This window comes from Leucobacter celer subsp. astrifaciens (assembly GCF_001273835.1).
In the GTDB taxonomy this organism is placed as follows: domain Bacteria; phylum Actinomycetota; class Actinomycetes; order Actinomycetales; family Microbacteriaceae; genus Leucobacter; species Leucobacter celer.
In genome coordinates this window covers 66,948-91,676 of the sequence record NZ_JHEI01000137.1, presented here as the reverse complement: position 1 = coordinate 91,676, position 24,729 = coordinate 66,948, and the positions used below count along the sequence as shown (strand labels likewise).

The 24,729-nt window shown below is 70.2% G+C and carries 20 protein-coding genes; 9 read left to right on the top strand and 11 right to left on the bottom strand.

Annotated features, from left to right (window positions below):
• Nucleotides 1–58 precede the first annotated feature (58 nt).
• From AMS65_RS19445 to AMS65_RS10980, 4 genes are all read left to right on the top strand, one after another.
• Nucleotides 59–1,699: a class I SAM-dependent methyltransferase gene (locus tag AMS65_RS19445; protein WP_053384220.1), complete on the top strand. Its 1,641-nt coding sequence runs from the start codon at nt 59–61 to the stop codon at nt 1,697–1,699.
• A gap of 14 nt (nt 1,700–1,713) precedes the next feature.
• Nucleotides 1,714–1,959 (top strand): DUF6752 domain-containing protein, encoded by a 246-nt coding sequence (locus AMS65_RS10990; protein ID WP_053384219.1) that lies wholly within the window; start codon nt 1,714–1,716, stop codon nt 1,957–1,959.
• A 199-nt stretch (nt 1,960–2,158) separates the two neighbouring features.
• Nucleotides 2,159–3,100, top strand: a complete 942-nt coding sequence (locus tag AMS65_RS10985; protein ID WP_053384218.1) for an META domain-containing protein — start codon at nt 2,159–2,161, stop codon at nt 3,098–3,100.
• Nucleotides 3,101–3,129: 29 nt separating this feature from the next.
• The gene (locus AMS65_RS10980) at nt 3,130–4,074 is read left to right on the top strand and encodes an META domain-containing protein (RefSeq protein WP_053384217.1); all 945 of its coding nucleotides are present in this window, start codon (nt 3,130–3,132) and stop codon (nt 4,072–4,074) included.
• Between the two features lie 229 nt (nt 4,075–4,303).
• On the opposite strand, the gene AMS65_RS10975 is transcribed toward AMS65_RS10980, so the two are convergent.
• The 3 genes from AMS65_RS10975 to AMS65_RS10965 all read right to left on the bottom strand — a co-directional run bounded on the left by AMS65_RS10975 (nt 4,304) and on the right by AMS65_RS10965 (nt 7,785).
• Nucleotides 4,304–5,257 (bottom strand): Gfo/Idh/MocA family protein, encoded by a 954-nt coding sequence (locus tag AMS65_RS10975; protein ID WP_053384216.1) that lies wholly within the window; start codon nt 5,255–5,257, stop codon nt 4,304–4,306.
• Between the two features lie 85 nt (nt 5,258–5,342).
• Nucleotides 5,343–6,638 carry a nucleotide sugar dehydrogenase gene (locus AMS65_RS10970; protein ID WP_053384215.1) on the bottom strand — a complete coding sequence of 432 codons (1,296 nt, stop codon included), beginning with the start codon at nt 6,636–6,638 and terminating at the stop codon, nt 5,343–5,345.
• 10 nt (nt 6,639–6,648) lie between these two features.
• A complete protein-coding gene (locus tag AMS65_RS10965; protein WP_053384214.1) occupies nt 6,649–7,785 on the bottom strand; it encodes a glycosyltransferase family 4 protein in 1,137 nt (378 codons plus the stop codon).
• Nucleotides 7,786–7,869: 84 nt separating this feature from the next.
• On the opposite strand from AMS65_RS10965, the gene wecB reads away from it, so the two are divergent.
• Complete coding sequence (gene wecB / locus AMS65_RS10960) at nt 7,870–8,943, top strand: non-hydrolyzing UDP-N-acetylglucosamine 2-epimerase (RefSeq protein WP_053384213.1); 1,074 nt, start codon at nt 7,870–7,872, stop codon at nt 8,941–8,943.
• 61 nt (nt 8,944–9,004) lie between these two features.
• Here wecB and AMS65_RS10955 read toward each other — a convergent pair whose 3' ends face one another.
• From AMS65_RS10955 to AMS65_RS10930, 6 genes are read right to left on the bottom strand one after another with little or no spacing between them, the layout of a single operon-like run.
• Nucleotides 9,005–10,120 carry a glycosyltransferase family protein gene (locus tag AMS65_RS10955; protein ID WP_162231764.1) on the bottom strand — a complete coding sequence of 372 codons (1,116 nt, stop codon included), beginning with the start codon at nt 10,118–10,120 and terminating at the stop codon, nt 9,005–9,007.
• On the bottom strand, nt 10,113–11,300 hold the full coding sequence (locus tag AMS65_RS10950) for a glycosyltransferase (RefSeq protein ID WP_053384211.1): 1,188 nt from the start codon (nt 11,298–11,300) through the stop codon (nt 10,113–10,115). The genes AMS65_RS10955 and AMS65_RS10950 overlap by 8 nt, the downstream gene beginning before the upstream one ends.
• A 56-nt stretch (nt 11,301–11,356) precedes the next feature.
• Nucleotides 11,357–13,135 (bottom strand): ABC transporter ATP-binding protein, encoded by a 1,779-nt coding sequence (locus AMS65_RS10945; protein WP_053384210.1) that lies wholly within the window; start codon nt 13,133–13,135, stop codon nt 11,357–11,359.
• The gene (locus AMS65_RS10940) at nt 13,132–14,310 is read right to left on the bottom strand and encodes a glycosyltransferase (protein ID WP_053384209.1); all 1,179 of its coding nucleotides are present in this window, start codon (nt 14,308–14,310) and stop codon (nt 13,132–13,134) included. Before AMS65_RS10940 ends, AMS65_RS10945 begins: the two co-directional genes overlap by 4 nt.
• On the bottom strand, nt 14,307–15,494 hold the full coding sequence (locus AMS65_RS10935) for a glycosyltransferase family 4 protein (RefSeq protein ID WP_053384208.1): 1,188 nt from the start codon (nt 15,492–15,494) through the stop codon (nt 14,307–14,309). The genes AMS65_RS10940 and AMS65_RS10935 overlap by 4 nt, the downstream gene beginning before the upstream one ends.
• A gap of 21 nt (nt 15,495–15,515) precedes the next feature.
• The gene (locus tag AMS65_RS10930; RefSeq protein ID WP_053384207.1) at nt 15,516–16,628 is read right to left on the bottom strand and encodes a DegT/DnrJ/EryC1/StrS family aminotransferase; all 1,113 of its coding nucleotides are present in this window, start codon (nt 16,626–16,628) and stop codon (nt 15,516–15,518) included.
• 56 nt (nt 16,629–16,684) lie between these two features.
• On the opposite strand from AMS65_RS10930, the gene AMS65_RS10925 reads away from it, so the two are divergent.
• From AMS65_RS10925 to AMS65_RS10910, 4 genes are read left to right on the top strand one after another with little or no spacing between them, the layout of a single operon-like run.
• Nucleotides 16,685–17,383, top strand: coding sequence for a glycosyltransferase family 2 protein (locus AMS65_RS10925; protein WP_053384206.1), 699 nt, complete (start codon nt 16,685–16,687; stop codon nt 17,381–17,383).
• An 8-nt stretch (nt 17,384–17,391) separates the two neighbouring features.
• Entirely contained in the window at nt 17,392–17,844 is a 453-nt protein-coding gene (locus AMS65_RS10920) for a DUF2304 domain-containing protein (RefSeq protein WP_083451634.1), read from the top strand.
• Nucleotides 17,841–19,829, top strand: a complete 1,989-nt coding sequence (locus AMS65_RS10915) for a DUF6541 family protein (RefSeq protein ID WP_053384205.1) — start codon at nt 17,841–17,843, stop codon at nt 19,827–19,829. The genes AMS65_RS10920 and AMS65_RS10915 overlap by 4 nt, the downstream gene beginning before the upstream one ends.
• Nucleotides 19,830–19,888: 59 nt before the next feature.
• Nucleotides 19,889–20,773, top strand: a complete 885-nt coding sequence (locus tag AMS65_RS10910) for an endo alpha-1,4 polygalactosaminidase (RefSeq protein ID WP_241489417.1) — start codon at nt 19,889–19,891, stop codon at nt 20,771–20,773.
• A 13-nt stretch (nt 20,774–20,786) separates the two neighbouring features.
• Here the strand turns inward: AMS65_RS10910 and AMS65_RS10905 are convergent, their stop codons facing one another.
• Nucleotides 20,787–22,514, bottom strand: coding sequence for a family 43 glycosylhydrolase (locus tag AMS65_RS10905; RefSeq protein ID WP_053384204.1), 1,728 nt, complete (start codon nt 22,512–22,514; stop codon nt 20,787–20,789).
• 422 nt (nt 22,515–22,936) lie between these two features.
• Nucleotides 22,937–24,616, bottom strand: a complete 1,680-nt coding sequence (locus AMS65_RS10900) for an HNH endonuclease signature motif containing protein (RefSeq protein ID WP_053384203.1) — start codon at nt 24,614–24,616, stop codon at nt 22,937–22,939.
• Nucleotides 24,617–24,729: the final 113 nt, after the last annotated feature.

The following is a 24,729-nucleotide window of genomic DNA, read 5'->3' as shown; positions in this document are numbered from 1 at the left end:
CTTAGTGCCCGCCGCTTCCACCGTTAGACTTGCGGCAACCGTCAGGGACCCCTCACCTATGAACCCGCATTCCACTCCTCACCGTCTCGCCGTCGATGCGCTCCCCGAGGGCACCGACTCCATCGACGTCCGCTTCGACGGCTCTCGCATCTGGTCGATCGATGTGCGGAGCGAGGATCCGGGCGAGCCGTTCGCCGTGGAGTGGCCGGAGGCGCTGAGGCCCCACCTCACCGGCCGCACACTGCTGAGCGTGCACGACTCGGGCAGCGGCGCCGAGATCGAGGCCCGCGAGGTGCGTTTCGACGCCGCAGAGCATCGCACCCGCGTGGTCGACGGCTCGGGATCCCCCCTCGTGCTCAACAAGTGGGGCCGCCTGGGTGTGGCGCTCGAGGCGATGGGAACGGAGACTCGGCGGCTCATCGTGGAGCGCTCGGCCCTGATCGTCGAGCAGCTGCGCGGACTCGGCCTGCGGCCATTCATCGTCGGGGGCACGCTCCTGGGGGCGGTGCGCGACGGCACGCTGCTCCCCCATGACGACGACGCCGACATCGCCTATCTCTCGGAGCACACGAACCCCGCCGACGTCGCGGTGGAGGCCTTCCGGGTGGGCCGGGAGCTGCAGGCGCTCGGCTACGAGCTCAAGCGGCACAGCGCCACGCACATGCAGCTGCTCTTCCGAGAGGAACCGGGCGCGGGATCCGGACCAGCGCCGGTGCAGCACTACATCGACGTGTTCACGGCGTTCTTCACCGCCGACGGACTCGTCAACCAGCCGTTCCACGTGCGCGGCGAGATGCGGCGGGATCAGATGCTGCCCTTCGGCGAGGTGTCCATCGACGGCACGGGGTTCCCGGCTCCCGCCGACACCGACCGCTGGCTCACCATCAACTACGACGAGAACTGGCGGACGCCGATCCCCGGCTACCGCCTGGAGACGCCGATCGAGACTCGGCGACGATTCGACAACTGGTTCGGCGCCTTCAACTTCCAGCGCGAATTCTGGGACGAGTTCTTCAGCGCGGACGCCGTCTCGGAAGAGGAGCACTGGGCCGCCGGACGGGACTGGCTGCTGGAGCAGGCCGAACTGCTGCACGCACCCGCGCTCATCGACCTGGGCAGCGGGGCCGGCGAACTGAGCAGAATGCTCGCCGAGGCGCGGCCCGAGCGACGGGTGCTGGGGGGCGACTACTCGGCGGAGGCGCTGCGGACCGCGAGGCGCACCGCGGGATCCCGCGCCGCATTCGAACACCTCAATCTCTACCGCGCGGATTCCCTGGCATTCCCGCGAGCGCACGGCATCGCGGGCGCATTCGACGTCGTCGCGAACCATGTCGTGGAGCAGCTCGGCCATCACGGCCGGGTGTACGCCTGGAGGATCCTACGCATGGCGCTGCGCAGCGGGGGCGCCGCGCGTCTCACCTTCCACGCGGCACCGGCCGCCGATGTGCACTTCGAGGATCCGACCGGCTGGCATCTCGAGGAGGCGCAGCTCGAAGCAGAAGCGGCGCGCTTCGGCCTGGAGCTCGAGTGCTTCGCGCTCGACAGCGACCGCACGACCCAGACCACGGCCCCGACCACGACCGCCGATCGGCCATCCGCCTCCGCGGATCCGCGACGGCACCCCACCGGCGCCATCGTGCGCCTCACCTCGCCGGGAGCCCGCGAGGGCACCACCCACCCGATCGATCCCACCGCATGACAGGAGAGCACGGTATGAATCAGAGCAGCCTGCCGCGACGCGCGCTCGGCCGCGTGCGACGCGTCTTCGGCCGACACGGCGCCACCGTCCACCGGCTCGAGCAGGAGCTGCAGGCGGAGCGCGAGCGCATCTCGCGCCTCGAGGCCGACCTCGACGAGCTGCGCCGCGACAGCCTGCGCGTGGCCGAGCTGATGGACCTCGTGGAGCGCGGTCTGACGCCGCACCCGGACAACTCCCCACCCGCGCCTACCGCCGATTGATCGAGGCACCGCCGATCGAGCGAGGCGCAGCCGATCGAGCGAGGCACCGCTGATTGAGCGAGGCGCAGCCGAGTCGAAATCACACACCCCGCCGACGGGCTTCGACCCCCTGCGCCCACTCAACCGGCGACGCCTAACGCGCCCCTAACCGCGGAGCCCCTAGACTGCGAGCAACAGCATCGATCGCAGGGAGGCCCCGATGTCGACTCTTACTCACACGCTCTGCATCTTCGGTGCGGGGGTGCTCGCGTTCGGGGCGGTATTCGCCTCCCACCAGCTCACCGCGCCGCTCGTGGAGCCGACGCCGGCGCACGACTCGGGTCAGGAGGACGCCGTGGACGACCACACCGCCGATGAGGACCTCGAGGAGCTGCCGGTCGTGCCGGGCCCGACGGGCGACCCCTCCGAGGCACTGCTCGAGCAGGCCATACTCGGGCGCTGGCAGGCCCCCGAGCCCGCCAATCAGGACGCCTTCGTCGAGTTCACCCAGTACGGGCTCTGGTTTGCGTCCGACGGCTGCAACGGGCTGAACGGCACCTGGAGCGCCACCGAGGACGGCGATCTCAGCATCGACGGTACCGAGGCCATGACGATGATCGCGTGCGACAACGAACCGATCCCCACGGCGGTGCGCTACGCCGTGTCCGCAGAGGTCACACCCGACTGGGAGCTGGTGCTCACGGACGCGGACGGCGAGCAGACCACGCTGGTGCAGGCCCGCCACGGCAGCATCTCGCTGGCGGGACGCTGGGTGCCGGAGCAGAGCACCGGCGGGGCCTACGTCGAGTTCGCGCTCACCGGGCGCTGGGAGAGCTCGGACGGCTGCAACACCGCGACCGGATCGTGGGAGCTGTCGGCAGTGGGCTCCGACGCCGACTCCGCTACGGACGACGTCTCCGCTCTGAACCCGACGTGGGGTCGGCTCGTCGTCGGCGACCTCTCCGGTATGACGAGAATGGCCTGCGAGGATCTCGACTCGGTGAACCTGCCCCTCATGCTCGCGGATGCCACGGGTCTCGACTTCATCGACCAGAACCGCGTGATGATCCTCATCGCGGAGCCGGGATCCTCCGCCGAGGAGTGGCAGTCTGTCCTACTGCAGCGCGCTGATGAGGGCGCACCGGTCATCGTTGCGCCGTAGCCATCGGCGCTCGAGCGGAAGGAACGACGATGCCGTCTTTCACTCACGCACTCGGTGTCCTGGGTGCGGGCGTGCTCGCATTCGGAGCGGTGCTCGCCGCGTCCCAGCTCACCGCTCCGCTCGTCGGGGCCGAAGAACCGCATCCACCGGGGATCGCGGTTCCGCAGGAGGCCCCCGATGATGCGGAGCCCGGGGACGATGCCGGGGATCCCGACGCGCAGCCGACGGATCTCCCGCTCGCGGAGGCGATGGTCGGCCGCTGGCGGGCTCCCGAGCCCGCGAACCAGAACGCGTTCCTCGAGCTGACCGAGTACGGCCTGTGGTTCGGCTCCGACGGCTGCAACACCGCGGAGGGGACGTGGAGCGTCGATGAGACGGGCGCGCTCGACACGGACGACTACGGGTTCATGACCGCGATGGGGTGCGACAACGAGCCGCTCCCCGAGACCATGTGGGGTGCGACGGCGGCCGGGATCACCTCGGACGACACGCTGGTGCTGACCGACGCCGACGGAGGCGAGACGGTGCTCGAGCGCAGCCGGGTCGACGGCGTGTCGCTCGTCGGCCGCTGGGTGGGTCCGTCGTCCGACACGTCGACGACCGTCGTGGACTTCGACGAGGACGGATCCTGGCGCGCGACCGCGGGCTGCAGCGAGTTCTCGGGCACCTGGCGCCTCGAGAGCCTCGACCAGGACGAGCGGTACTTCGAGCTGCCGTCGGACGACGTGGGCACGATCAGCTACGTCTCCGCTCCCGGGGCGCTCCGCATCGGCCCGCCGCCGTCGGAGCCCGACCCCGTGTGCACGGACGCCGATCTGCAGGGCGAACTCCCCTTCGCGTACGACACCGGCTACTGGTTGGGCTTCGTCTCCACCGGCGTCTTCTCGCTGACCCTGATCGAGACCGAGTCGCTCCCGGATCAGCGGTTCAACTTCTACCGCACCGAGTCGCCGGAGTGGCCTTTCCCCGGTTGAGCGAGCGCAGGGCACCGCTGGTTGAGCGGAGCGCAGCGAGTCGAAACCCAGCCACTCAGGTTTCGACTCGTCGCTGCGCTCCTCGCTCAACCAGCGAACCATCCGTCATCCTGCGCGAAGAGAGCGCAGCGAACGCAGTCGCAGGATCTCACGTGATAGATCCTGCGACTCGCAAGCTCACGCAGGATGACGGTACCGCCGGTTGAGCGGCAGGGCAGACCGCGAGGCGTCAGCTCTGCTCGAGCGCCGCCGCGATGATGCGGTGCGCCGGCAGGATGCTGCGGCGTTCCTCGTCAATGTCGACGCGCCCCTCGACGAGGTCGACGAAGTGCTCGAACTGGGCCGCGAGCGGCTCGAGCCCCGACACCTCGGGCACTTCCATCTCGGTCATCTGCTTGAAACCGGCCCGGCCATCGGTGCTCTCGATGTTGGTGTGGCGGTACTTGGTGACGCTGCGCAGCAGCAGGTCCACCTCGACCATCGAGTCGAGCGACTGGATGGTGAGTCGGCGCACCTTGCGCTGGCCGATGCGGCTCGCCGAGGCCGAGGCGATCCCGTTGCCCGGGAAGCGCAGCGTCATGTCGATCACGTCCTCCGCGCCCTCGACCGACTGCGGATGGAAGTAGCCGAGCTCGGCGTTCACCTTCTCGGGGCTCTGCGACCCGAAGATGCGCGAGATCAGGTCGGCGTCGTGCACCAGCACGTCCCAGGCGACGCCGGTCTTGATGCGCGCCCAGTGCGGCGAGTGCCGTTCGGCGCGCACGTAGACGGGATCCTCGATGAGCGTCTGAGCTGCGACCACACCCGCGTTGTAGCGCTCGAGGAACCCGCACTGCACCGGCACCCCGCGCTGCTCGGCCGCCAGCAGGATCTCCTCGGTCTGCTCGAGCGACGGGCAGACCGGCTTCTCGATCAGCACGGGGAGGCCGGCATCGAGCACCTGCGTCGCGATGCCGTAGTGGTACTCGGTCGACGCGGCCACCACGACGGCGTCGGCGCGCTTCAGCGCGTCCTCCGCGTCCGGGTACCACTCGCCTCCGTACTGGTCGGTCGCCGCACGGCCGTTCTGCTCGAAGGGATCCACGATCCCCACCAGATCGGCGTGCGAGGAGGCCGCGATGATGCGCGCGTGGTTGCGGCCCATCGATCCGGCGCCGAACAGCACCACCCTCGGGTTTGCCATGGGATCCTCCCTGTTGGTTCTGTCGACTGTGGATTCTGTCGGCTGCCGGTTCCGGCATGGGTGTCTGGCGGCTCGCTGCTCGGGGCTACGAACCCGCACCGATGACGATGCGCGGCACTCCGGCCCAGCGAGCGGGATCGGTCGCGTTACGGCCGTCGGCGAAGAGCCGGATGCCGGGGAACTCGGCGGGACCGAGCTGCAGGTAGTCGGCGTGATCCGCCTGCAGGATCGCCACGTCGACCTCGTCGCCGAGCCGGTGGGCCGTGAAGCCGTAGCCGGCCAGCTCCTCGTCCGAGAACAGCGGGTCGTGCACGGTCACCACGGCGCCGCGCTCCGTCAGCGCCTCGACGGTGGGGAACACGCCCGACACGGCCGTCTCCTTCACGCCGCCGCGGTAGGAGGCGCCCAGCACGGCGACTCGCAGACCCGCGAGATCGCCGATGACCTGCTCGACGCGGTCGACGACGTAGCCGGGCATCGTGGCGTTGTAGTTGCGGGCGGTGCGCACGATGTCGGCGTCGGGATCGGTCGACAGGTACAGCCGCGGGTAGACCGGGATGCAGTGCCCGCCGACCGCGATGCCGGGGCGGTGGATGTGGCTGAACGGCTGCGAGTTGCAGGCCTCGATGACGCGGTAGACGTCGATGCCGGCGGTGTCGGCGTAGCGCGCGAACTGGTTCGCGAGGCCGATGTTGACGTCGCGGTAGGTGGTCTCGGCCAGCTTCGCCATCTCGGCCGCCTCGGCGGTGCCCATGTCCCACACGCCGTTGGGACGGGGCAGGTCGCTGCGCTCGTCGAAGGTGAGCACGGCCTCGTAGAACTCGATGGCGCGCTGCGTACCGGCCTCGGTGAGGCCGCCCACCAGCTTGGGGTACTTGCGCAGATCCTCGTAGACGCGACCGGTGAGCACGCGCTCGGGCGAGAACACCAGGTGGAAGTCGTCGCCCTCGGTGAGGCCGGAGACCTCCTCGATGAGCGGCTTCCAGCGTCCGCGGGTGGTGCCGACGGGCAGGGTGGTCTCGTAGGAGACGAGGGTGCCGGGGGTCAGGTGCTCGGCCAGCGAGCGGGTGGCGGCGTCCATCCACCCGAAGTCGGGCTGCCAGGTCTCCTCGTCGACGAGCAGCGGCACCACCAGCACCACGGCGTCGGCGCCCGGGATCGCCTCGGCGTACTCGGTGGTGGCGCGCAGCTTGCCCGCGGGCACCTGCTCGGCGAGCTTCTCGGCGAGCCCGGCCTCGCCGGGGAACGGCTCCTCACCGCGATTGATGCACTCCACCAGCGCCCGGTTGACATCGACTCCGATCACCTCGTGCCCCATCGACGCGTACTGCGTGGCGAGGGGGAGGCCGATCTTTCCGGTAGCGACTACTGCGATCTTCACGCGTGCGAGTCTACCGCTGCCGTTTCGATGCTCGCTGCACGGCACGGTCGTACACCTCTCGGTAGTCGGCTCGGCGGCGCTCCTCCGAGAAGGTCTCGCGGGCGTATGCGGCGATCTGCTCGGGGGTCCAGCGCTCGGGATCGGCCGCCAGTTCGGCGATCGCGCCGGCCAGGGCCGGACCGCTGCGCGCGTCGACCGCGCGGGAGGCCGCGGGCGGCAGGAACGCCCGGTGGCCGCCCTGGCCGCTCGTGACCACGGGCAGCCCGTGTCCGAGGGCCTCCGCGATGGCGACGCCGAAGGTCTCCCCCTGCGTCGGCAGCACGAACAGGTGGGCGCGCAGCAGCGCCTCCGGCAGCGCTTCCGGATCGACGTGGCCCAGCAGTGCGACGCGGTCGGCGACCCCGCGCTCCGCGGCTCGGGATCGCGCCTCGTCGGCGAGGGGACCCGATCCCGCCCACTCGAGCCGAGCATCGACGCCGCGATCCCGCAGCTCGGCGACGGCGTCGACGGCCTCGAGCACACCCTTCCACGGGATCAGATTGCCGACGCCCACGAGCCGCAGCGGGCCGTCGCCGCGCTCCTCCGGCCGCTGCGGCAGCTCCTCCTGCTCCGCGGCACCGGGCGGGGCGAGCCGCACCCGGTTGCCGATCACCGCGGTCGGTTCGGAGCGGAAGCGGTCGACGGCGTCGGCCAGCGGCAGCCCCACCGCGACCACCGCGTCGGGGCGCCGCAGCCCCGGCCGCAGCACCGCGCCGCCCAGCCGGGCGCGCAGCGTGGTCGGCGTGCCGACCAGGCCCGACCAGTGCTCGGTGTGCACCCACGGCCGGTGCGGCCGGCTGAGCGCCACCGGCAGGATCGCGGGGAAGGCCATCGTGTGCACCAGGTCGGCGCCGGCCGCGTGCCTGCGGATCTCCCGGATCGCGGCGGGCCAGGTGTCGGGGCGCGAGCTGCTGAACAGGCCGCGGTGCACCGTCACGCCGCCGTCGGCGCGCCACTGCGCGGCGCCGTCCGGCAGGGAGGGGTCGTGCAGGTGCAGCACCGTCACCCGGTGGTCGCGCGCGAGCAGTTCGACGTCGCGCAGGTTGAAGATGCCGGATCCCGGAGCGGAGGGGGTCGGGAACCAGGGGGTGACGACGAGCACTCGCATACGCCCATGCTAGGACGCGTGAATCAATGGGCACTGCGACTCCGCACGGAATCCAGTGGTGCGCCGCCTTCTAGGATGGAGTGCATGAGGATCATGAGCGTCGTCGGCGCACGCCCCCAGTTCGTCAAGCTCGCCCCTGTTTCGCGGGCGATCACCGCGGCCGGGCACGAGCACATCATCGTGCATACGGGGCAGCACTACGATCCGATGCTCTCCGACGTGTTCTTCGAGGATCTCGGCATCCCGCAGCCGGATGCGCACCTGGGCGTCGGATCGGGCTCCCATGGCGTGCAGACTGGAGCGATCCTGTCGCAGATGGATGAGGTGCTCGAACGGTTCTCCCCCGGCTGCGTGCTGGTGTATGGAGACACGAACTCCACGCTTGCAGCCGCGGTGAGCGCTGTGAAGCTGCACTATCCGGTGGCCCATCTCGAGGCGGGGCTCCGATCCTTCAACCGCGCGATGCCGGAGGAGCACAACCGGGTGCTCACCGACCACGCCGCCGACCTCTGTCTGGCGCCCACCGAGGTGGCGATGGGGCACCTCACAACCGAGGGACTCGCCGACCGGTCAGTCCTCGTGGGCGACGTGATGACCGACGTGCTGTTCCGCGTGCGCGACGCCGTACTCCAGGGCGGTACTCCGAACCCGCTGCACGGGGTAGATGCACCCGAGGGATACTACGTCGCCACGATCCACCGCGCCGAGAACACCGATGACCCCGCACGGCTACGTGAGGTCGTCTCGGCATTCGCCGCCGCAGACAAGCCAGTCGTGCTGCTCGCGCACCCACGCGTGAGGGCGAAGGCCGCGGAGCACGGCATCGATCTCGACTGCGGTGCACTGCAAACAAGAGATCCCCTCGCCTACCCCGAGCTGATCGCAGCGGCCCTCGGCAGCGCCGGGGTGGTGACCGATTCGGGCGGCCTGCAGAAGGAGGCCTTCCTGCTGCGCGTGCCGTGCACCACCGTGCGCCGGGAGACGGAGTGGGTCGAGACGATCGAACTCGGCTGGAACGTATTGGCGAACACCACCGCCGAAATCACGACGGCGCTTACACGGCCGCGGCCCGAGGACACCGAGTCGGCCCCGTACGGCGACGGTCACGCGGCCGAGCGCGCCGCTGCCGCCATCGCGGAGCACATCGCGACGGCCTGAACCGCCGAGTTCGGTGGTTCAGGCTACAACAGTCGTTGCAGGCACGGGCGGCTGTGTTTCTCTAGACCCCGTACAGATCGGCCGCGACTCGGCGGGCGCGCGCCTCCCAGGTGTGCTCGTGTCGCACCTCCCGCGCCCGCTCGGTCGCCCGCTGCCGCTCGGCGGGATCCGCGACCAGGCGATCCAGCAGCTCGCCGAGAGCCTCGCTGCCGTACGGCACCGTCCAGCCGACCTCCTGTTCACGCACGAAGCGCCCCGAGAAGCTGTCGTCCGAGGCGAGCACCGGCTTGCCGTGACCCAGATACTCGAACAGCTTGACCGGCACGGCAAAGGTCCAATACAGGATCGGTTCGACGGCGATCAGGCAGGCGTTCGCCTCGTCGTAGAGCTCGCGCAGCCCCTCGCCGCTGCGGTGCACGACGCTAATGTTCGGGGCAATCAGCTCGCGGTACTCGGGTTCGCGCTGCTGCCACTCGGCCTCGCGGGTGCAGATGGTGAGCGACACGCCCTCGCGGCCCGCGATCGCGCGCACGCTCTCGTGGAGACGGTAGTTGTCGCCGAGACCTCCGACGTAGAGGAGGCGGAGATCGCGCTCCGAGCGCTCCCCGACCGCATCGGACACGGTGTCGCGAATCTCGCACCCGGGGGGCAGCTCGCGGAAGCGCGCACGGTCGATGATCGGCACCCACTTGGCCATCTCCATCGACGGCAGGTAGATGTCAATGCCCGCGCGACGGTAGCCGCGCAGATCCCGCCGGTGGAGCATGCGCAGGACGGTAGAGAGCGGCCACCGGACGACCTGGGTGTAGATCGGGAAGTTCCAGTAGATGTCGCGGTAGAAGAGGCCCACCGGGATCCCTGACCGGCGGCAGAACCGCAGAAACTTGATGTCACGCGTCAGGCTCGTCGCAGAGGTGACCGGCTCGCCGAGTCCGGTCGGCGAGGTCGCGTTCTCCGAGTACACGAAGTCGACGCGCAACCCGCCGCGGATCTGCTGGCGGACCCGTTTCATCTGCTCGCGCCGTTCGGGGTGGCGGCCCGAGATCTCGATCACCCGGTAGCCGATCGCCTCGAAGGCGCGCCGCATCTTGAGCGGGCGGATGCCGCTGGCGCTCTTCGCCTCGGGATCGAGACGGTAGGCGACGTGGAAGATCATCACCGGGCGTTGGTCAGTCATGCGCGTCGACTCCCCTCTCTGGCACGACGGCGTCACCGCTCGATGCGGATGTACCGATGATCGCGGCGATCGCACGCGCCCATCCCTCATTCTGCCGTTCGGCGGAGAGGAGGGCTGCGGCAGCGTCGGCGTTGAGCTGGTACTCGCGCACGGCCTCGACTGTGAGCCCGTCGAGCGCACGGGCGATCGCGGGCACGTCGAAGTCGTCGGTGACGACTCCGAGACGATGCTCTTCGAGCAACTCCGCCATCGACGCCGTAGGGCCGATGACCAGCGCCAGGCGCGCCTGCACGTAGTCGAAGAACTTGTTGGGCAGGGCCAGCGCGTTATTGGTGTTCGTGGGCGGGAGCACGTGGATACCCACGTCGTAACGGTTGAGCGTGGTGAGCAACTGGTCGTGGGGCACGGGGGGCAGCAGGCGCACTCGATCGCCCAGCTGATCGGCGAGCTGCGCGAGGCTGTCGTAGTACGGGGTACCCTCGCCCATCAGGTAGAGATCGAGCACGGCGTCGAGCGAGCTCTCGGCCACCGCGCGCATGATGCTCTCGAGCCGGCGGTTCTTGAGCGCGGCCCCGGAGTGCACGAGCCTGAGCGGCGAGGCCGCGGAATGCGGCTCGAGATCGCGGTAGGGGCTGGCATTGGTGACGACGCCGGCCTGGATGCCGAACTCGTCGCGGTAGCGACGAGCGATCGTGTCGCTCACCGTCGTGGCCGAGCGGGCGCGGCGCGCGTAGCGACGCAGCAGCCAGAAATAGTACGGACGGCGGATGCGCACCCATTCGGGGTGCTGATCCTGCCTGCCGGGCCAGTACTCGTGCAGATCGAGGTGCACTCGCTCGCCCGGCGCTGTGGCGAGCGCTAGCCCGGCGGTGTCGAGGTCATTGGCAAGCACGGCGTCGAAGCGGCGTCGCCGGAGCAGCCGGCGGCCCTCGCGCACGGCCGGGGTGACGCGGTAGGCGAGCCCGAAGAGGCGCAGACGGATGCAGGCGGCACGGACAAGCACCGCGGCCCGCGATTCCTCGGGCGAAACCTCAAGGTGCTCTGCGACGCCGGCCGGCTGCGGGCCGTATCCGCAGGTAACAACGCGGTACTCCCCCGAGAAGCGGTCGATCTGCTTCAGCAGCCGGGCATCCGAGGCGATCCGGGAGAAGGAGAGGATGAGGAGTAACGGTCGGTGCACGGCTGCTTCCTGTGTCGGGTCGGAATCGGATGTCGCTCGGACGTTCGGTGCGCCGCTCACAGCAGACCCGCCAGCTCGGCCTGCAGCTTGAACTCCGGCACCTGCGCGACCACCTCGTCGAAGGTGCCCCGGCCCAGGATGCTGCCCCGGTCGAGGTAGCAGACCTGGTCGTAGTCGCGGATGGTGGCGAGGCGGTGCGCCACGGTGATGAAGGTCACCTCGCCCTGCAGCTCCCGCATCGACTCGGTCACGCGATTCTCGGTGGCCGTGTCGAGCGCGCTGGTGGCCTCGTCCATCACCATCACGAGCGGATCGGAGTAGAGCGCGCGGGCGATGCCGAGGCGCTGCTGCTGCCCGCCCGAGATCGCGGCTCCCCGCTCACCGATGTGCTCCTCGATGCCGCGGCCCCGCTGGGCCAGCTCGCCCAGGTGCGCACGCTCGAGCGCGATGCGCACGCGTTCCGAGTCGTAGTCGTCCTCCCATGTCAGGGCGACGTTCTGCGCGATCGAGGCGTCGAAGAGCGCCACGCGCTGCGGCACGTAGCCGACGCGCGAGCGCCACTGCTTCATCACGTCCGTGATCGGCACCTCGTCGACGAGCAGTTCGCCCGAGGTGGGTACGCTGAGTCCGAGCAGGATGTCGATGAGGGTCGACTTTCCCGCGCCCGAGGGGCCGACCACCGCGAGGCTCGATCCGAAGGGCACCGTCAACTCCAGCCCGTCGAGCACGTTCTGTTCGGCGCCCGGATAGCGGAAGCAGACATCTCGCAGCTCGATCGACCGCGTCTGCTGAGGCAGCACCGCACGATCCTCGGCCTGCGCGGTCACGACGTCGTCGTCGCGGGCCGCGGTGAGTTCCCGGATCACATCGCGCGCGTAGATCTCGTTGGCGCCCGCCGTGGTGAAGGCCGATTGCACCGTGGTCATCGCCGGTATCATGCGGAAGCCGGTCGCGGCGAAGAGCGCGACCGCTGTCATCGCGGCCGCCATGTCGTCCATCAGGTAGGCGCTGCCACCGACTACGAGGAAGCCGCCGATGAGGGCGCTCTCGAACGCGTACTTGGGCACGATGCCGAGGAAGGAGATGTTCGCCCGCGCGCGGGTGGCGACGCGCCGGTTCTTCGTCACCACACGGCCGATCTCGTCGAGTTTGCCCCGCAGCGCCACCTCCTTGAGCGCGTCGACCATCTCGGTCATGATCGTGGCGACGCGGTAGGCGTACTTCCTGTTGTTGATGCCCGCCTGGCGCGCGCGCCGCGAGATCACCAGCAGCATGAGCGCCGAGAACGCCGAGAGGTAGAGCAGGGCGACGAGCGCTGTGGCGGGCTGAGCGATGACGAGCACCGCCAGCACCGAGACGAAGGTGAGCAGGTTGCCCGGCACCTGCGACAGCGGCAGGATGAAGCCCATGTTGGTGTTGGCCATCGAGCTGTCGACGATGCGGGTGACCTCGGCGGTGCTGATCTGCGAACGCTTCTCCCAGCTGGAGTGCGTGTAGGCTCGGAACAGCGCGTCGCCGACCTGGAGCTCGTAGCGCGCGAAGCGGCGGGTGGCGAACCAGTGCAGCAGGATCGCGAGCACGCTCTTCAGCAGGAAGAGGCCGCAGATGACGACGATGATCCACACGATCGACTTGCTGGGAATGTGGCCGATGACGGGCAGGCGGATCTCCTGATCGCTGGCGATCGGCGTCACCACCGCGACGATGAGCGCGAGTGCGAGCGTGTCGAGGATCGCGAGCGCGCTCGTGACGATCGAGTACCACACGTAGAACGGTTTGGCGCCCTTCGGGAGCACGCCGAACAGCTCCACCAGGGTGTGCCACAGTGACTTCATCGCTCTGCCTCCTCAGCGGGTGCCTCGGCAGCGCACCCCATCCACTCCGCGAGCATCAGACCGCTGCGTCGGCCGTCGTGGTTGCGGCGCACGAATCCCGGACCCTGCGCTGCGATCTCCGCATAGTGCTCGGGGCGCCGCGCGACATCGTCGAGCACCGCCTCGAGCGTCTCCGGGGTCGCCTCGACCACCGGCAGCGCGTCGCCCGTCAGCTCCCGCGTGCGCTCGCGCACGCGGTCCGAGACGTGCGAGATCACGAGCCGGCCGGCGGCGAGCCCCTCGCAGGCGGCGACGCCGTAGTCGCCGACACGGAACTGGTCGATCACGACGTCGGCCGCGTGATAGGCGGCCGGCATCTCCGCGTGCGGGATGCCGCTCACGGGCCGGTAGTCGATGCGCTCCTCTGCGGCGAGGCGACGCAGCACCGGGTCGACGAGCTCCGTCCCCTTGACGGCCGAGTTCGAGGGGATGTGCACCGCTCGCGGCCGCTCGCCGCCGGCGAACGGCGGCTCGGCGATGGCCCAGCGGTCGGGATCGACGACGACGGGCAGCCAGCGCGCACCGAGCACCTCGTCGAGCAGAGCCGGGGTCGAGACGAACACGGGGATCCCGGCGGCGCTCACGAGGGATCGATTGCGCGCGGTGACCTCGCGGAAGGTGGCGGCGAAATCCTGATCGCCGAAGTGGGAGTGCGGCTCGGCCGCGAGATGCCGGTCGGGATCGCGGATGTCGCTGCCGTGGAAGAGCAGCGCGGTGCGCACGCCGGCCGTCTCGAGGGCGCGGATCTGAGCGAGCGGATCACCGCCGAGCAGTCCCGCGAAGGGCGGCAGCCCGGATTCGAGCAGCGCCGCGTCGAAGCCCGACACCGCGGTGAGCTGACGGCGCTGCCAGGCGCGGCTGTGCGCGCCGTAGGCGGACGGCACGGACTGGTCGACGTCGAAGGCGAAGCCGCCCGCTCGTCTGAACGCCATGCTGACGGCGGCGATCCCGAACCCCGTGCGCTCGGCCGCCCTCGCCCAGTTCGTCCCCTGCCCGGCGCTGTTCGCCGGCCCGATGAAGAGGGTGCGAGCGGTGCCCGTGCCGGCGGGCTGCGCCACCGGCGGGAAGGACTCCCCCGCCCGGCGCAGTCTCGCGAGCTGCAGCAGGTCGTAGGCCGCCCGTTTGAGCCGGCTCACCGCTGCACCGCCGAGACGAGGCGGCGCACGGCCCGCTCCGCGACTGCGCCGAGGCTGACGTTCTGCTGAGCCCACTCCGATACGCGTCGGCGCCGCTCGGCGTCGAACGGGCGGCGGGCGACCTCGATCATCGCCTCGGCCGCCGCCGCCGGATCGTCCGTCACCGCCGCGCCGAGGGGGGCGTCGTCGACCTCGGTGCGCACGAAGTCCACGGCCGGTCCCGGCCCGGAGTGGATGAGCGGCGCCCCGCAGACGGCGGCGCTGTAGAGCTTGGTGGGGAACGCGAAGTCGTACCCGGCCCCCGGGCGCACGCTCGCGACCGCGGCAGCGGCGCCCTGCAGGATGGGTGCGACCTGCTCGGCCGACATCACCGGCTCGAACGAGACGGCGTGCGCGATCCCGAGCTCGGCGGCGCGCGCCTCGAGCGCGTCGCGCTCCGATCCCCCGCCGATGAAGCGCAGCCGGGCCTCCGGCACCTCGCGCAGCACAGCGGGCATGGCCTCCACGAACACGTCGGCGCCGTGCCACTCCGAAGCGGTTCCCGCGTAGACGAACACCAGACGGCCGTCGGCCTCCGGCTCGGGCGTGCTCCGCAGCGCCCCGGCGAAACGGGGGGCGTCCACACCGTTGCCCACCGTCACCACGATGCCCGCGACCCCGAGCTCGGCCAGCCGCGCCGTCACCCCGTCCGAGACCGAGAGCACCACGCGCGCACCCTTCAGCGCGAAGCGCTCGATGCGGCTCACGAGGCCCACCATCCAGCCCGGCGCCCCGGTCTGCGCCGAGGCGTCCGCCCAGATGTCGGCGGCGTAGTAGGCGTAGGGCGTGCGCCGCAGGGCTGCGGCGAGCCGCACGAAGAAGCCGCTGGTGGGCGGGGGCTCGCAGACGATCAGCTCGCGCCGCGGCCCGAACAGCACCCGGAAGAAGAGCGGGATGTCGAAGCTCATGTACTGCACGTACCCCCGCACGTACCCCGCTCGGTCGCGCAGCACCGGGAAGCGTGCGACGCGGTAGCCCGGCCTGCCCGCTCCGGGCTCCGGGGACGGGTGCGAAGCCGGTGGGCGCACCGTCAGCACCGTCACGTCGTCGCCGCGGCCGGCGAAGGCTGCGGCGAGCGCGGCGAGCCTGAACGAGGCGGCACTCGGCTCGGGCTCGAAGATACGGCTGGTGATCGCGATGCGCACGTAGTCGGGGCTCCGGCTGGTCTACGCGCCGGCCCGCAGCACGGCGCTGACGCCGGCGACGATGCGCTCGAGATCGCCCTCGGTGAGCGAGGGATGCACGGGCAGCGACAGCACCTCGGCTGCTGCGCGCTCGGTCTCCGGCAGCTCGAGGCCCGGCGCGAACGGCGCGAGCGAGGGCAGGCGGTGGTTCGGGATCGGGTAGTAGACGCCGGATCCCACGCCCTGCTCCTCCCGCAGCGCGTCGCGCAGGCGGTCGCGCTCGGCGGCGTCGACGCGGATCGTGTACTGGTGGTAGACGTGCACGACATCCTCTGCGACGAAGGGGGTGGTGACCCCGGCGATACTCGCGAGGCCCGCGTTCAGCACGGCCGCATTGCGGCGGCGCAGCTCGGTCCACCCGTTCACCTTGGTCAGCTGCACGCGGCCGATGGCGGCGTGCACGTCGGTCATGCGGGCGTTGAAGCCGATGACCTCGTTGGCGTACTGGGTCTCCATGCCCTGGTTGCGCAGCAGGCGCACGTTGCGGGCGATCTCCTCGGTGGCGCACGACACCATGCCGCCCTCGCCCGAGGTCATGTTCTTCGTGGGGTACAGGCTGAACATCGCGAAGTCGCCGATGGTGCCGACGGGGCGTCCGCGCCACGAAGCGCCGTGCGCCTGCGCAGCGTCCTCGTAGATGGCGAGTCCGTGCTCCTTCGCGATCTCCTCGATCTCGTCGACGAGGAACGGGTGCCCGTAGAGGTGCACCGGCATGATGCCCTTGGTGCGCGGCGTGATCGCGGCGCGCACCGACTCGGGGTCGAGCGTGAAGGTGCGCGGCTCGATGTCGGCGAACACCGGCGTCGCCCCGGTCAGCGCGACCGAGTTGCCCGTCGCCGCGAAGGTGAACGACGGCACGATCACCTCGTCGCCGGCTCCCACCCCGGCGGCCAGCAGGCCCAGGTGCTGCCCGCTCGTACCCGAGTTCACGGCCACCGTGGCGCGGCCCTGCACGAAGTGCTCGGCGAACTCCCGCTCGAAGGCGGCCACCTCGGGCCCCTGAGCGATCATCCCGGAACGCAGCACACGATCCACCGCCTCGCGCTCATCGTCGCCGATGATCGGCTTCGCCGCGGGAATGAGCTCAGATGACATGCATCCACCTTTCATGCACGCGGGATCGCGCGCCCATCATCTGCCAGAATACCTGTATGACCCTTGAACCAGCGGCAGAGCGCCCGGTCGCGGCCGCCGACGTCTGGGTGGTCATCCCGCTCTACAACGAGGCGACGGTCATCGCGGGCGTGGTCGAGGGGCTCCTGCCGGTCTTCCCCAACGTCGTCTGCATCGACGATGGATCGCGCGACGGTTCGGGCGGCATCGCGCTCGCGGCGGGTGCTCGCCTCGTCACGCACCCCATCAACCTGGGTCAGGGAGCAGCGCTGCAGACGGGCTTCGAATACGCGCTCGAGCGCGGCGCCCGCTACGTGGTGACCTTCGACGCCGACGGGCAGCACCGCGTCGAGGACGCGGCCGCGATGGTGAGTCGCGCCCGCGACGAGGACCTCGCGATCGTCTTCGGATCCCGCTTCCTCGACGATCGCACCGATCCGGGGATCCTCAAGAAGATCGTGCTCAAGACCGCCGTCGCGGTGACCAATCTCACCACGCGCACCCGCCTCACCGACGCGCACAACGGGCTGCGCGTGATCCGCGAGGATGCGCTGCGACGCATCAAGCTGCGGCAGGATCGCATGGCCCACGGCACCGAGATCGTGGTGCAGCTGGGTCGCACCGGCCTGCCCTACGCAGAGCAGCCGGTCGAGGTCATCTACTCCGACTACTCGAAGGCCAAGGGGCAGTCGCTGCTCAACTCCGTGAACATTCTCGTGGACCTGATCATCCGTTAGGTGCCCTCATGACTCTCTTCCAGATCCTGCTCATCGCCGCCGTGATCGCCGCGGCGGCCCTCGCGGTGCGCTTCCTGCCGGGCGAGCGCTCGCTCGCGCTCAAGCGGATCTTCGCGATCCTCTTCGTGGCCGCCGCGATCGTGGCGATCATGTTCCCGGCGGTGCTCACGAGCGTGGCCAACTTCTTCGGCATCGGGCGCGGCACCGACCTGCTGCTCTACCTGTTCATCGTGGCGATGCTGGTCTTCGCGGTCGCGGTGGTGCGCGCGAAGGCCCGGAGCGATGCGCGGGTGACCGATCTGGCGCGAGCCGTGGCCCTCATGGAGACGCGGATCCGGGAGCAGCTCCCCGAGGGGAACACGCACTCGGATCGGGGCGCCGACCGAGGCCGGGGTTCCGAGCCTGAGCAGGACACCGACCGGGATCGGGACTCCGACCCGGACCGGGGCACGCTCTCGTGAGCTGGGTGGCCTTCGCCGGGCCCGCTGCCGCGTCGCTCGCGCTCATCGCGATCCTCGGCCTCCCCGTCTCCTTCGCGCTCAGGCTGCGCGGATTCGCGGTCGCCGTGGTCGCCGTGCCGGCCGCGTTCGCGGTCGTCGCGATCTCGAGCATCATCGCCCCCGTAATCGGCGTCTCGTGGTCGCTGCTGCCGCCGCTCGCCGTCGCGGTGCTCCTGGCCGCGGTGCTGCTGCTCCTGCGCCGCTGGCTCGGCGCTTCCGAACGGGTGCGGAACCGGATGAGCGCCGCCACCGGGCGCCGCGACCTGCTCGTCTCGCTGGGCGCCGCCGCGATCGGCGGCGCCGTGATCGCGCTCTCGCTCGTCGCGGGCCTCGGGCGGGGCGACGCGATCTCGCAGACCTTCGACGCGGGCTTCCACCTCAACGCGGTGCGCTACATCCTCGACTCCGGGTCGGCCTCGCCGCTGACGGTCGATCTCACCTCGCCGGGCACGCCGGTCTTCTACCCCACCCTCTGGCACGGGTTCGTGGCGCTGCTGGTGCAGCTGACGGGCGCGTCGATCCCCCTCGCCACGAACGCCGCCCTCGTCGCGGTCTCGGCGGTCGTATGGCCCGTGGGCGCACTCGCGCTGGGCCGGGCGGTCGCGGGACCGAGCCTGCGGGTCACGCTCATCACCGGGGCGCTCATCGCGGCGTTCCCCAACTTCCCGCTGTTCCTCGCCGGCTACGGCGTGATCTACCCCAATCTGCTCACCCTCGCGCTGATGCCGTATCTGCTGGTGGCGGGGCTGCAGATGCTCAATCTCGGGCCCTCGCGCCGGGCCATGCCGCTCTCGCAGGGCACGCGGTGGCTGCTCTTCCTCGGAGCGCTGGGCGCCGCGGTGCTCGCGCACCCCAACGTGATCCACGCCGCCCTGGTCTGGGGTGCGGTTCCGGTGCTGTGGGCTGCGGTGCGGGCTCTGCGCGGCGGCCCGACGCCCGATGCCGACGGGCTGCTCGCGATCCCGCGCCGCCCGCTCGCCCTGCGTCGTGTCGGTGCCGTGGTCGGCCTGGGCGCCTTCGCCGCCGCGACCCTGGCGGCGTGGATCGGCGGGCGCACCTCCGACAACGTCTGGCAGGGTTTCTACGGCTTCCGCGCCGCCCTGGTGCAGGCGATCGACGGCACACCGCATCTGGAGGGCTCGGCCTGGACCGTCTCGCTGCTGGTGCTGCTGGGGGCCGTGATCGCCTGGCGGCACCGTCGCGTGCGCTGGCTGATCGGCAGCGCGGCGGCACTCGCGCTCTTCTACTACATCGCCGACGGCTTCCCCAGTTCGGAGTGGCGCACGCTGTTCCTCAGCCCCTGGTACAACGACCCGCGCCGCCTCGCCTCGCTCGTGCCGTTCGGGGCACTGCCGCTCGCGGTGCTGGGCGCTTCGGCGGCGTGGACGATGCTGCGCCCCGGCCTGCGACGTCTCGCCGCCGCTCGCGCGACCGATCCGCGGCGGGCGACCCGCACGCTGACCGCATGGGCGCTGCTCTTCCTCGTCGCGGCGGGGCAGGCGGGCACGTTCACGGCCATGCAGATCGTGCGAGAGAGCTATCAGGAGCCCACCCCGCTGCTCAGCGACGACGAGCTGAGGCTGCTCGAGCGGCTCGACGAGGTAGTGCCCGAGGGCGAGCGGATCCTCAACAACCCGCTCAACGGCAGCGCGCTGGGGTACGCACTGGCCGATCGCGAGATGGTGTTCCCGCACGCCGGAGGCCGCTACGACGCGCGCGGCTACGAACTGGTCGACTCGATCGTGAGCGATCCGACCCGCGCGTGCAGCCTGGCGCATGAGCTGGAGGTCGGGTTCGTGCTCGACTTCGGCATGGACTACGTGCTCGACAGCGACACCCGCCGGGGTGTGCCGTTCGAGCGGATGCAGGGGCTGGATCGCTCGCCGATCCTCGCGGAGGCCGATCGCGAGGGCGACGCCGTGCTCTTCCGCGTCGACTGCGGATGAACCCGGCCCACGATCGCGCGGACGGCCGGCGCGCCGTACCCCCGGGGCAGGGACGACGCGTGACCCCGGGCCGAGCTGCTCGGCTCGCCGCCGTGCTGCTCAGCTTCGCGCTCGCCACCGGCTGCGTGCCGGGTGACGGACGCACGAGTGGGGACGCGAGTCCGACGGCGCCCCGCTCGGCAGCACCCTCGGACCCCGTCCCGGATGCTGCTTCGGGAGGACATCCGCCTCCGCCTGCCGGCGCCGCACCGGACTATCAGATCGGCGGTCCCTATCCTCCGACCGACGAGGTCGGCATCGTGGTCCGGGATCGCCTGGCCGATCCCGATCCCGAGCGCTACTCGATCTGCTACGTGAACGGCTTCCAGACGCAGCCCGGGGAGATGCACGAGTGGCCCGAGGAGGTGCTGCTGCGCGACGCCAACGGCCCGGTCGTCGACCCGGACTGGCCCGACGAGGCACTGCTCGACACGTCGACCGGGGCTCGGAGGGACGCTATCCTCGCTCGAGTCGTACCGTGGATCGAGGGATGCGCGGCCGCGGGTTTCGATGCGGTCGAGTTCGACAATCTCGACACCTACACCCGTTCCGGAGGGGCGTTGACCCGGGAGGACGGCGTCGCGCTCGCAGAAGCGTACGTGACAGCCGCGCACCGTGCGGGCCTCGCCGCTGGTCAGAAGAATGCCGCGGAGGATGCGGAGCTGCTGCGGGCGCGGGCGGGCTTCGATTTCGCCGTGGTCGAGGAGTGCGCCGCGTATGAGGAGTGCGGAGCCTACGCCGAGGTCTACGGGCCGAACGTCATCGACATCGAGTACACGGACATGCTGCCGCACTCGTTCGCGCGCCTGTGCTCGGATCCGGACTCGCCGTCTTCCATGGTGCTCCGGGATCGTGAGCTCACGACTCCAGGTGACGGGACGTACGTCTTCGAGGTGTGCCGCTGAACCGCGAGCGGGATCAACGGTACTTCTCGTCGTAGCGCATGAGGAAGGCGGCGAAGGCATCGCGCTTCGTGGTGCCGTACTCGTTGTAGCGCACCTGGTTTCCGGACGTGATGCCCGTGGTGATGCCGTTGTCGTACATCCAGCGGATCTCGCGGTAGAACTTCGACGAGCGGTTCACGTCGACCAGCGGCTCCTTGCCGCGCGGCGTATATCCCTTCGTGCCGCTGAGACGGTAGAAGAACGCGGCCATGGCCTCGCGGGTGATCGCCTGCTTCGGCTTGTAGAGCGGTTTGCCGGTCGCCTGCTTGGTGCCGGTGGCGAGTCCCTTGGCGTGCATCCAACGGATCTCCTTGTAGAACTTGGTGCTCTTGTTCACGTCGGCGAAGGGTTCGGGGCCGCTCGGGGTGTACTTGGGCGAGCCCGCGTAGCGGTAGAGGAACGCGGCCATGTCGGATCGGCTCGTGCTGCCGAGCGGACGGAAGTTGCCGGCCTTGTCGCCCGTGGTGATGCCGCGTTCGGAGAGCCACATGATGTGCCGGTGGAACTGCTGGTGCACGGGCACGTCGGCGAAGCGGGGGCGGGCGCCGTCGGCGATCGCGATGGCGCCGCTGGGCCAGCGGTAGATGTTGGCGATGCGCATCTGGCGCAGATCCCAGCGACCGCCGAGCGTGTAGGAGTGGTACACGAAGCGCCAGGTACCCTTGGCATCGACGAAGAAGCTGCCGCCGCCCGGTCCCTGCACCGAGCCGGCGCTGGCGAGCAGCCGGTTGTCGCCCGCGGGGCGGGTGCAGGGGGCTGTGGGACCCTTGGGGCAGACGGCGTAGCTCGTGGAGTAGCCGCTGGTGGTGTTGGGGCCCGACCAGAACTCGCCGCTCGAGTAGATCAGGTAGGTCGTGCCGCCGATGGTGGCCATCGACGGATTCTCGATGGCGTGCTTCTCCCAGCTGCTGGAGAGGTCGCGCTGCAGCAGGTCGACGGTGCGGGATCCGGCTTTGAGGCGTCCCGTGGAGACGTCGATCTCCTGCGCGTGCAGCCCCTGACGGGTGCCGACGGCGTTCTCGCTCTTCCACAGGAGGTACCACTTGCCCTGGTACGAGAAGGGTTCGGCGTCGATGACGCCGTTGGGGCGGTCTTTGGGACAGACGACGTTCGAGTTGCCGCCGACGTACCGGTAGGGGCCCGCGGGCTTCGTCGAGGTGGCGAGCCCGATGCAGAAGCGGTCGGGACCACCGCCCGTTGCGCGGATCGAGAGGTAGGCGTGGTACTTGCCGTTGAAGTAGGCGATGCCGGGGGCCCAGGTCTCTTGCGAGCGCCAGCCGAAGTCACCGGAGTCGGCGGGGTTGCGGGGCATCGCCCGCGCCCAGCTGGGTCGCGGTGACACGAGACCGTCGGCGTTGAGCCAGGCCTCGCGGCGCTGCAGGGCGGGCGTGCTGTTCGGCACGAGGTAGTTGAAGTTGCGGATCTCGCTCGGGATCGCATTGTCGGTGAAGGGGTCGTAGTCGTCGGGCCTGCCACGGTCGTACCAGCCCATGTCGGAGGAGTACGAGGTGACGGTCCAGCTCTGCAGGTCGGTGCTGCGCAGCACGGGGAGGTTGCGGTTGCCGGAGTTCGTGGCGAAGGCGTAGTACACGGTGCCGCCGGGTTCGGCGACCGGCAGGATCTGCGGGTCGGCGAAGTTGCCGGTGTAGGTCGAGCCGGGCCACAACCAGGTGCCGTTCGGGGCAGGGGCGGTGATCGGCATCGGTCGCGGAGGTTCTTCGCCGTCTGCGTCGGAGAGCGGTGCGGGTGCTTCCGCCGGTGCGAGTGCTTCTACTGGTGCGGGCGCCTCAGCCTGTATGGGTTCCTGTACCGGTGAGGGCTCCTGTACCGGCGCGGGCTCCTGCACTGGTGCCGGCTCCTGTACCGGCGCGAGCTCCGCTTCACTCCCCTCAGCGTGTGCCGGTACCGCGACCGCGCCGCCCAGAATGAGCGCCGCAATGGCAATCGCAGTGGTCAGCTGTGAGGTTTTCCGAGCGAGTCCCATGTACCTTCCCAGGGTTCGATGATCCTCAACAGCCTAACCGAGCTTCTGATTTCAGAAAGAACGGGTGGCAGTTGGGGGCACACTCAGGCGGGGCTTCCTCGCGTCCGCGGGGGGCCGGGCGCACGTGTCCCCTGGAGTGTTCAGGCGGCGAGCGTGAAGCGGCGTGGTGGTGGGCCGGTGGTCCAGGTGTATCGAAGTTCGATGCGGGGTCGCATGGGGAGGGTACGGCCTCCGGGGTCGTGGAGGGCGAAGTCTTCTCCGCTGTCGCGGGTGATGTGCCAGCCCCGGGTGTGGAGTTGCATGTGGTGGAAGCGGCACAGCAGGATGCCACGATCAAGGTCGGTGCGGCCGTGGTCTTTCTCCCACTCGTCGATGTGGTGGGCTTCGCAGTACGCAGGCGGCCGGTCGCAGCCCGGCCATCGGCAACCGCCGTCCCGGACCGCGAGTGCGATGCGCTGCCGGGGCGTGTAGAGCCGCTGCTCCCGCCCCACATCCAACGGTCGTCCCGCACGGTCGATCGTGACCGGCACCACCCCGACCGTACACGCCTGCTGGTGTACGACCCCGGCCGGGATGGTGGCGGGGTCGTCTTCGAAGTATCCGGCCCCCGGCACCCCGTCCGGGTCGATGTGCTGCACGAGGCGGATGCCGGCCTGCCGGGTGCCGTACACGGTGTCGGCATCAGCAAGCGCGCCGGCCCGCAGCAGGTCCATGCACAGATCGAACTCGAGCTGCTCGTTCGTCCGCGGATCCGCCACCAATTCTCGGGCGCGCTCTTGTCCGGCGGGGTCCACGAACCGTGGACCGCCCCGCCTGGGCCGTAGCGCGGCATCGCGCACCGACCGCCACCACGCCGCCGACACGTCATCGCACACCAGCGCGACCCGGTGCAGGCCGTCGCGGTCGGTCCACATCCGGAACGAACGCGCCTCGTATCGGGCCAGATACCGCGCCTCGGCGCCCACCGGGTCGAGACGATCCCGCACCGCACGCGCCGCCCGCGCGAGGTCTTCGACCGTCCGGCATCCCGCCTCATCGATCAGCTCCGCCACCGCCACCGACCACACCGCGGCACACTCCCGCACTTCACGCGCGCAATCATGCCCCGGCCCCGGGCCCGCTGCTGGGGCCGGGGCCGGGGCACTGTCAGCTCCCGGCGCACCATCAGACCCTGACCCACCGTCATTCTCTCGGCCGTCGTCAGTCACAGCCGTGCAGTCGTGCGCGGGTGGTTGTCCGAGTCCCCGGAAGATCGCGTCATGCTGCGCCACCGTGATCGTGCCATCCAGTAGCGCAGCCCCCAACGGTGCATGCCACAACGTCACCGGCGTCCCACCGTCGAGACCACCGGGCGCGTCGACACCGCCAGCATCATCCGCGCAGCCGGCACCATCTACACAGCCGGCACCATTGGGCGGAGAGTTCGCGGCATCCCGCCCGCAGGCACCGGGGCCCACCCCCGGGGACACCACCGGGGCGGTCTCGTACAGCGACTCCCCCACCCGCACCTGTTTGACCGCTTCACCCGGGCTCATGCCGGTCACCTGCTGCACCAGCGACACCGCGCTGCGATGCCCCGCCGATTGCGCCAACCCCGCATGCCCTGCCGCACGCGTCGAACGCTGCGCCACCACCCCCGCTGCAGCCACCCGCAACCGCTCTACCATCTGACCGACCGCGGCCACCAACCCCAGCAGCTCCACCGCGCCCGCATCATCCAAACCCGCCACCACCCCGGGCAGCAACGCCGCATCAGGCACCTCACCCACCAACGCATGGATCTCAGAGACCCGATCCGACAGGCTAGTGAAGAATGACATACCCTATTTTCCCAGATGAGCGACATAAACACCTAGGGATAACTCCACCAGTATCACCGAATTTCCGCGCCTGTGGACGAAGCACCAGCAACACCACCACGAGACCAACAGCC

Coding starts and splice junctions, on each gene's coding strand:
- AMS65_RS19445 (WP_053384220.1), top strand. CDS start 59: ATGAACCCGCATTCCACTCCTCACCGTCTCGCCGTCGATGCGCTCCCC.
- AMS65_RS10990 (WP_053384219.1), top strand. CDS start 1,714: ATGAATCAGAGCAGCCTGCCGCGACGCGCGCTCGGCCGCGTGCGACGC.
- AMS65_RS10985 (WP_053384218.1), top strand. CDS start 2,159: ATGTCGACTCTTACTCACACGCTCTGCATCTTCGGTGCGGGGGTGCTC.
- AMS65_RS10980 (WP_053384217.1), top strand. CDS start 3,130: ATGCCGTCTTTCACTCACGCACTCGGTGTCCTGGGTGCGGGCGTGCTC.
- AMS65_RS10975 (WP_053384216.1), bottom strand. CDS start 5,257: ATGGCAAACCCGAGGGTGGTGCTGTTCGGCGCCGGATCGATGGGCCGC.
- AMS65_RS10965 (WP_053384214.1), bottom strand. CDS start 7,785: ATGCGAGTGCTCGTCGTCACCCCCTGGTTCCCGACCCCCTCCGCTCCG.
- wecB (WP_053384213.1), top strand. CDS start 7,870: ATGAGGATCATGAGCGTCGTCGGCGCACGCCCCCAGTTCGTCAAGCTC.
- AMS65_RS10955 (WP_162231764.1), bottom strand. CDS start 10,120: ATGACTGACCAACGCCCGGTGATGATCTTCCACGTCGCCTACCGTCTC.
- AMS65_RS10945 (WP_053384210.1), bottom strand. CDS start 13,135: ATGAAGTCACTGTGGCACACCCTGGTGGAGCTGTTCGGCGTGCTCCCG.
- AMS65_RS10930 (WP_053384207.1), bottom strand. CDS start 16,628: ATGTCATCTGAGCTCATTCCCGCGGCGAAGCCGATCATCGGCGACGAT.
- AMS65_RS10925 (WP_053384206.1), top strand. CDS start 16,685: ATGACCCTTGAACCAGCGGCAGAGCGCCCGGTCGCGGCCGCCGACGTC.
- AMS65_RS10920 (WP_083451634.1), top strand. CDS start 17,392: ATGACTCTCTTCCAGATCCTGCTCATCGCCGCCGTGATCGCCGCGGCG.
- AMS65_RS10905 (WP_053384204.1), bottom strand. CDS start 22,514: ATGCCGATCACCGCCCCTGCCCCGAACGGCACCTGGTTGTGGCCCGGC.
- AMS65_RS10900 (WP_053384203.1), bottom strand. CDS start 24,616: ATGTCATTCTTCACTAGCCTGTCGGATCGGGTCTCTGAGATCCATGCG.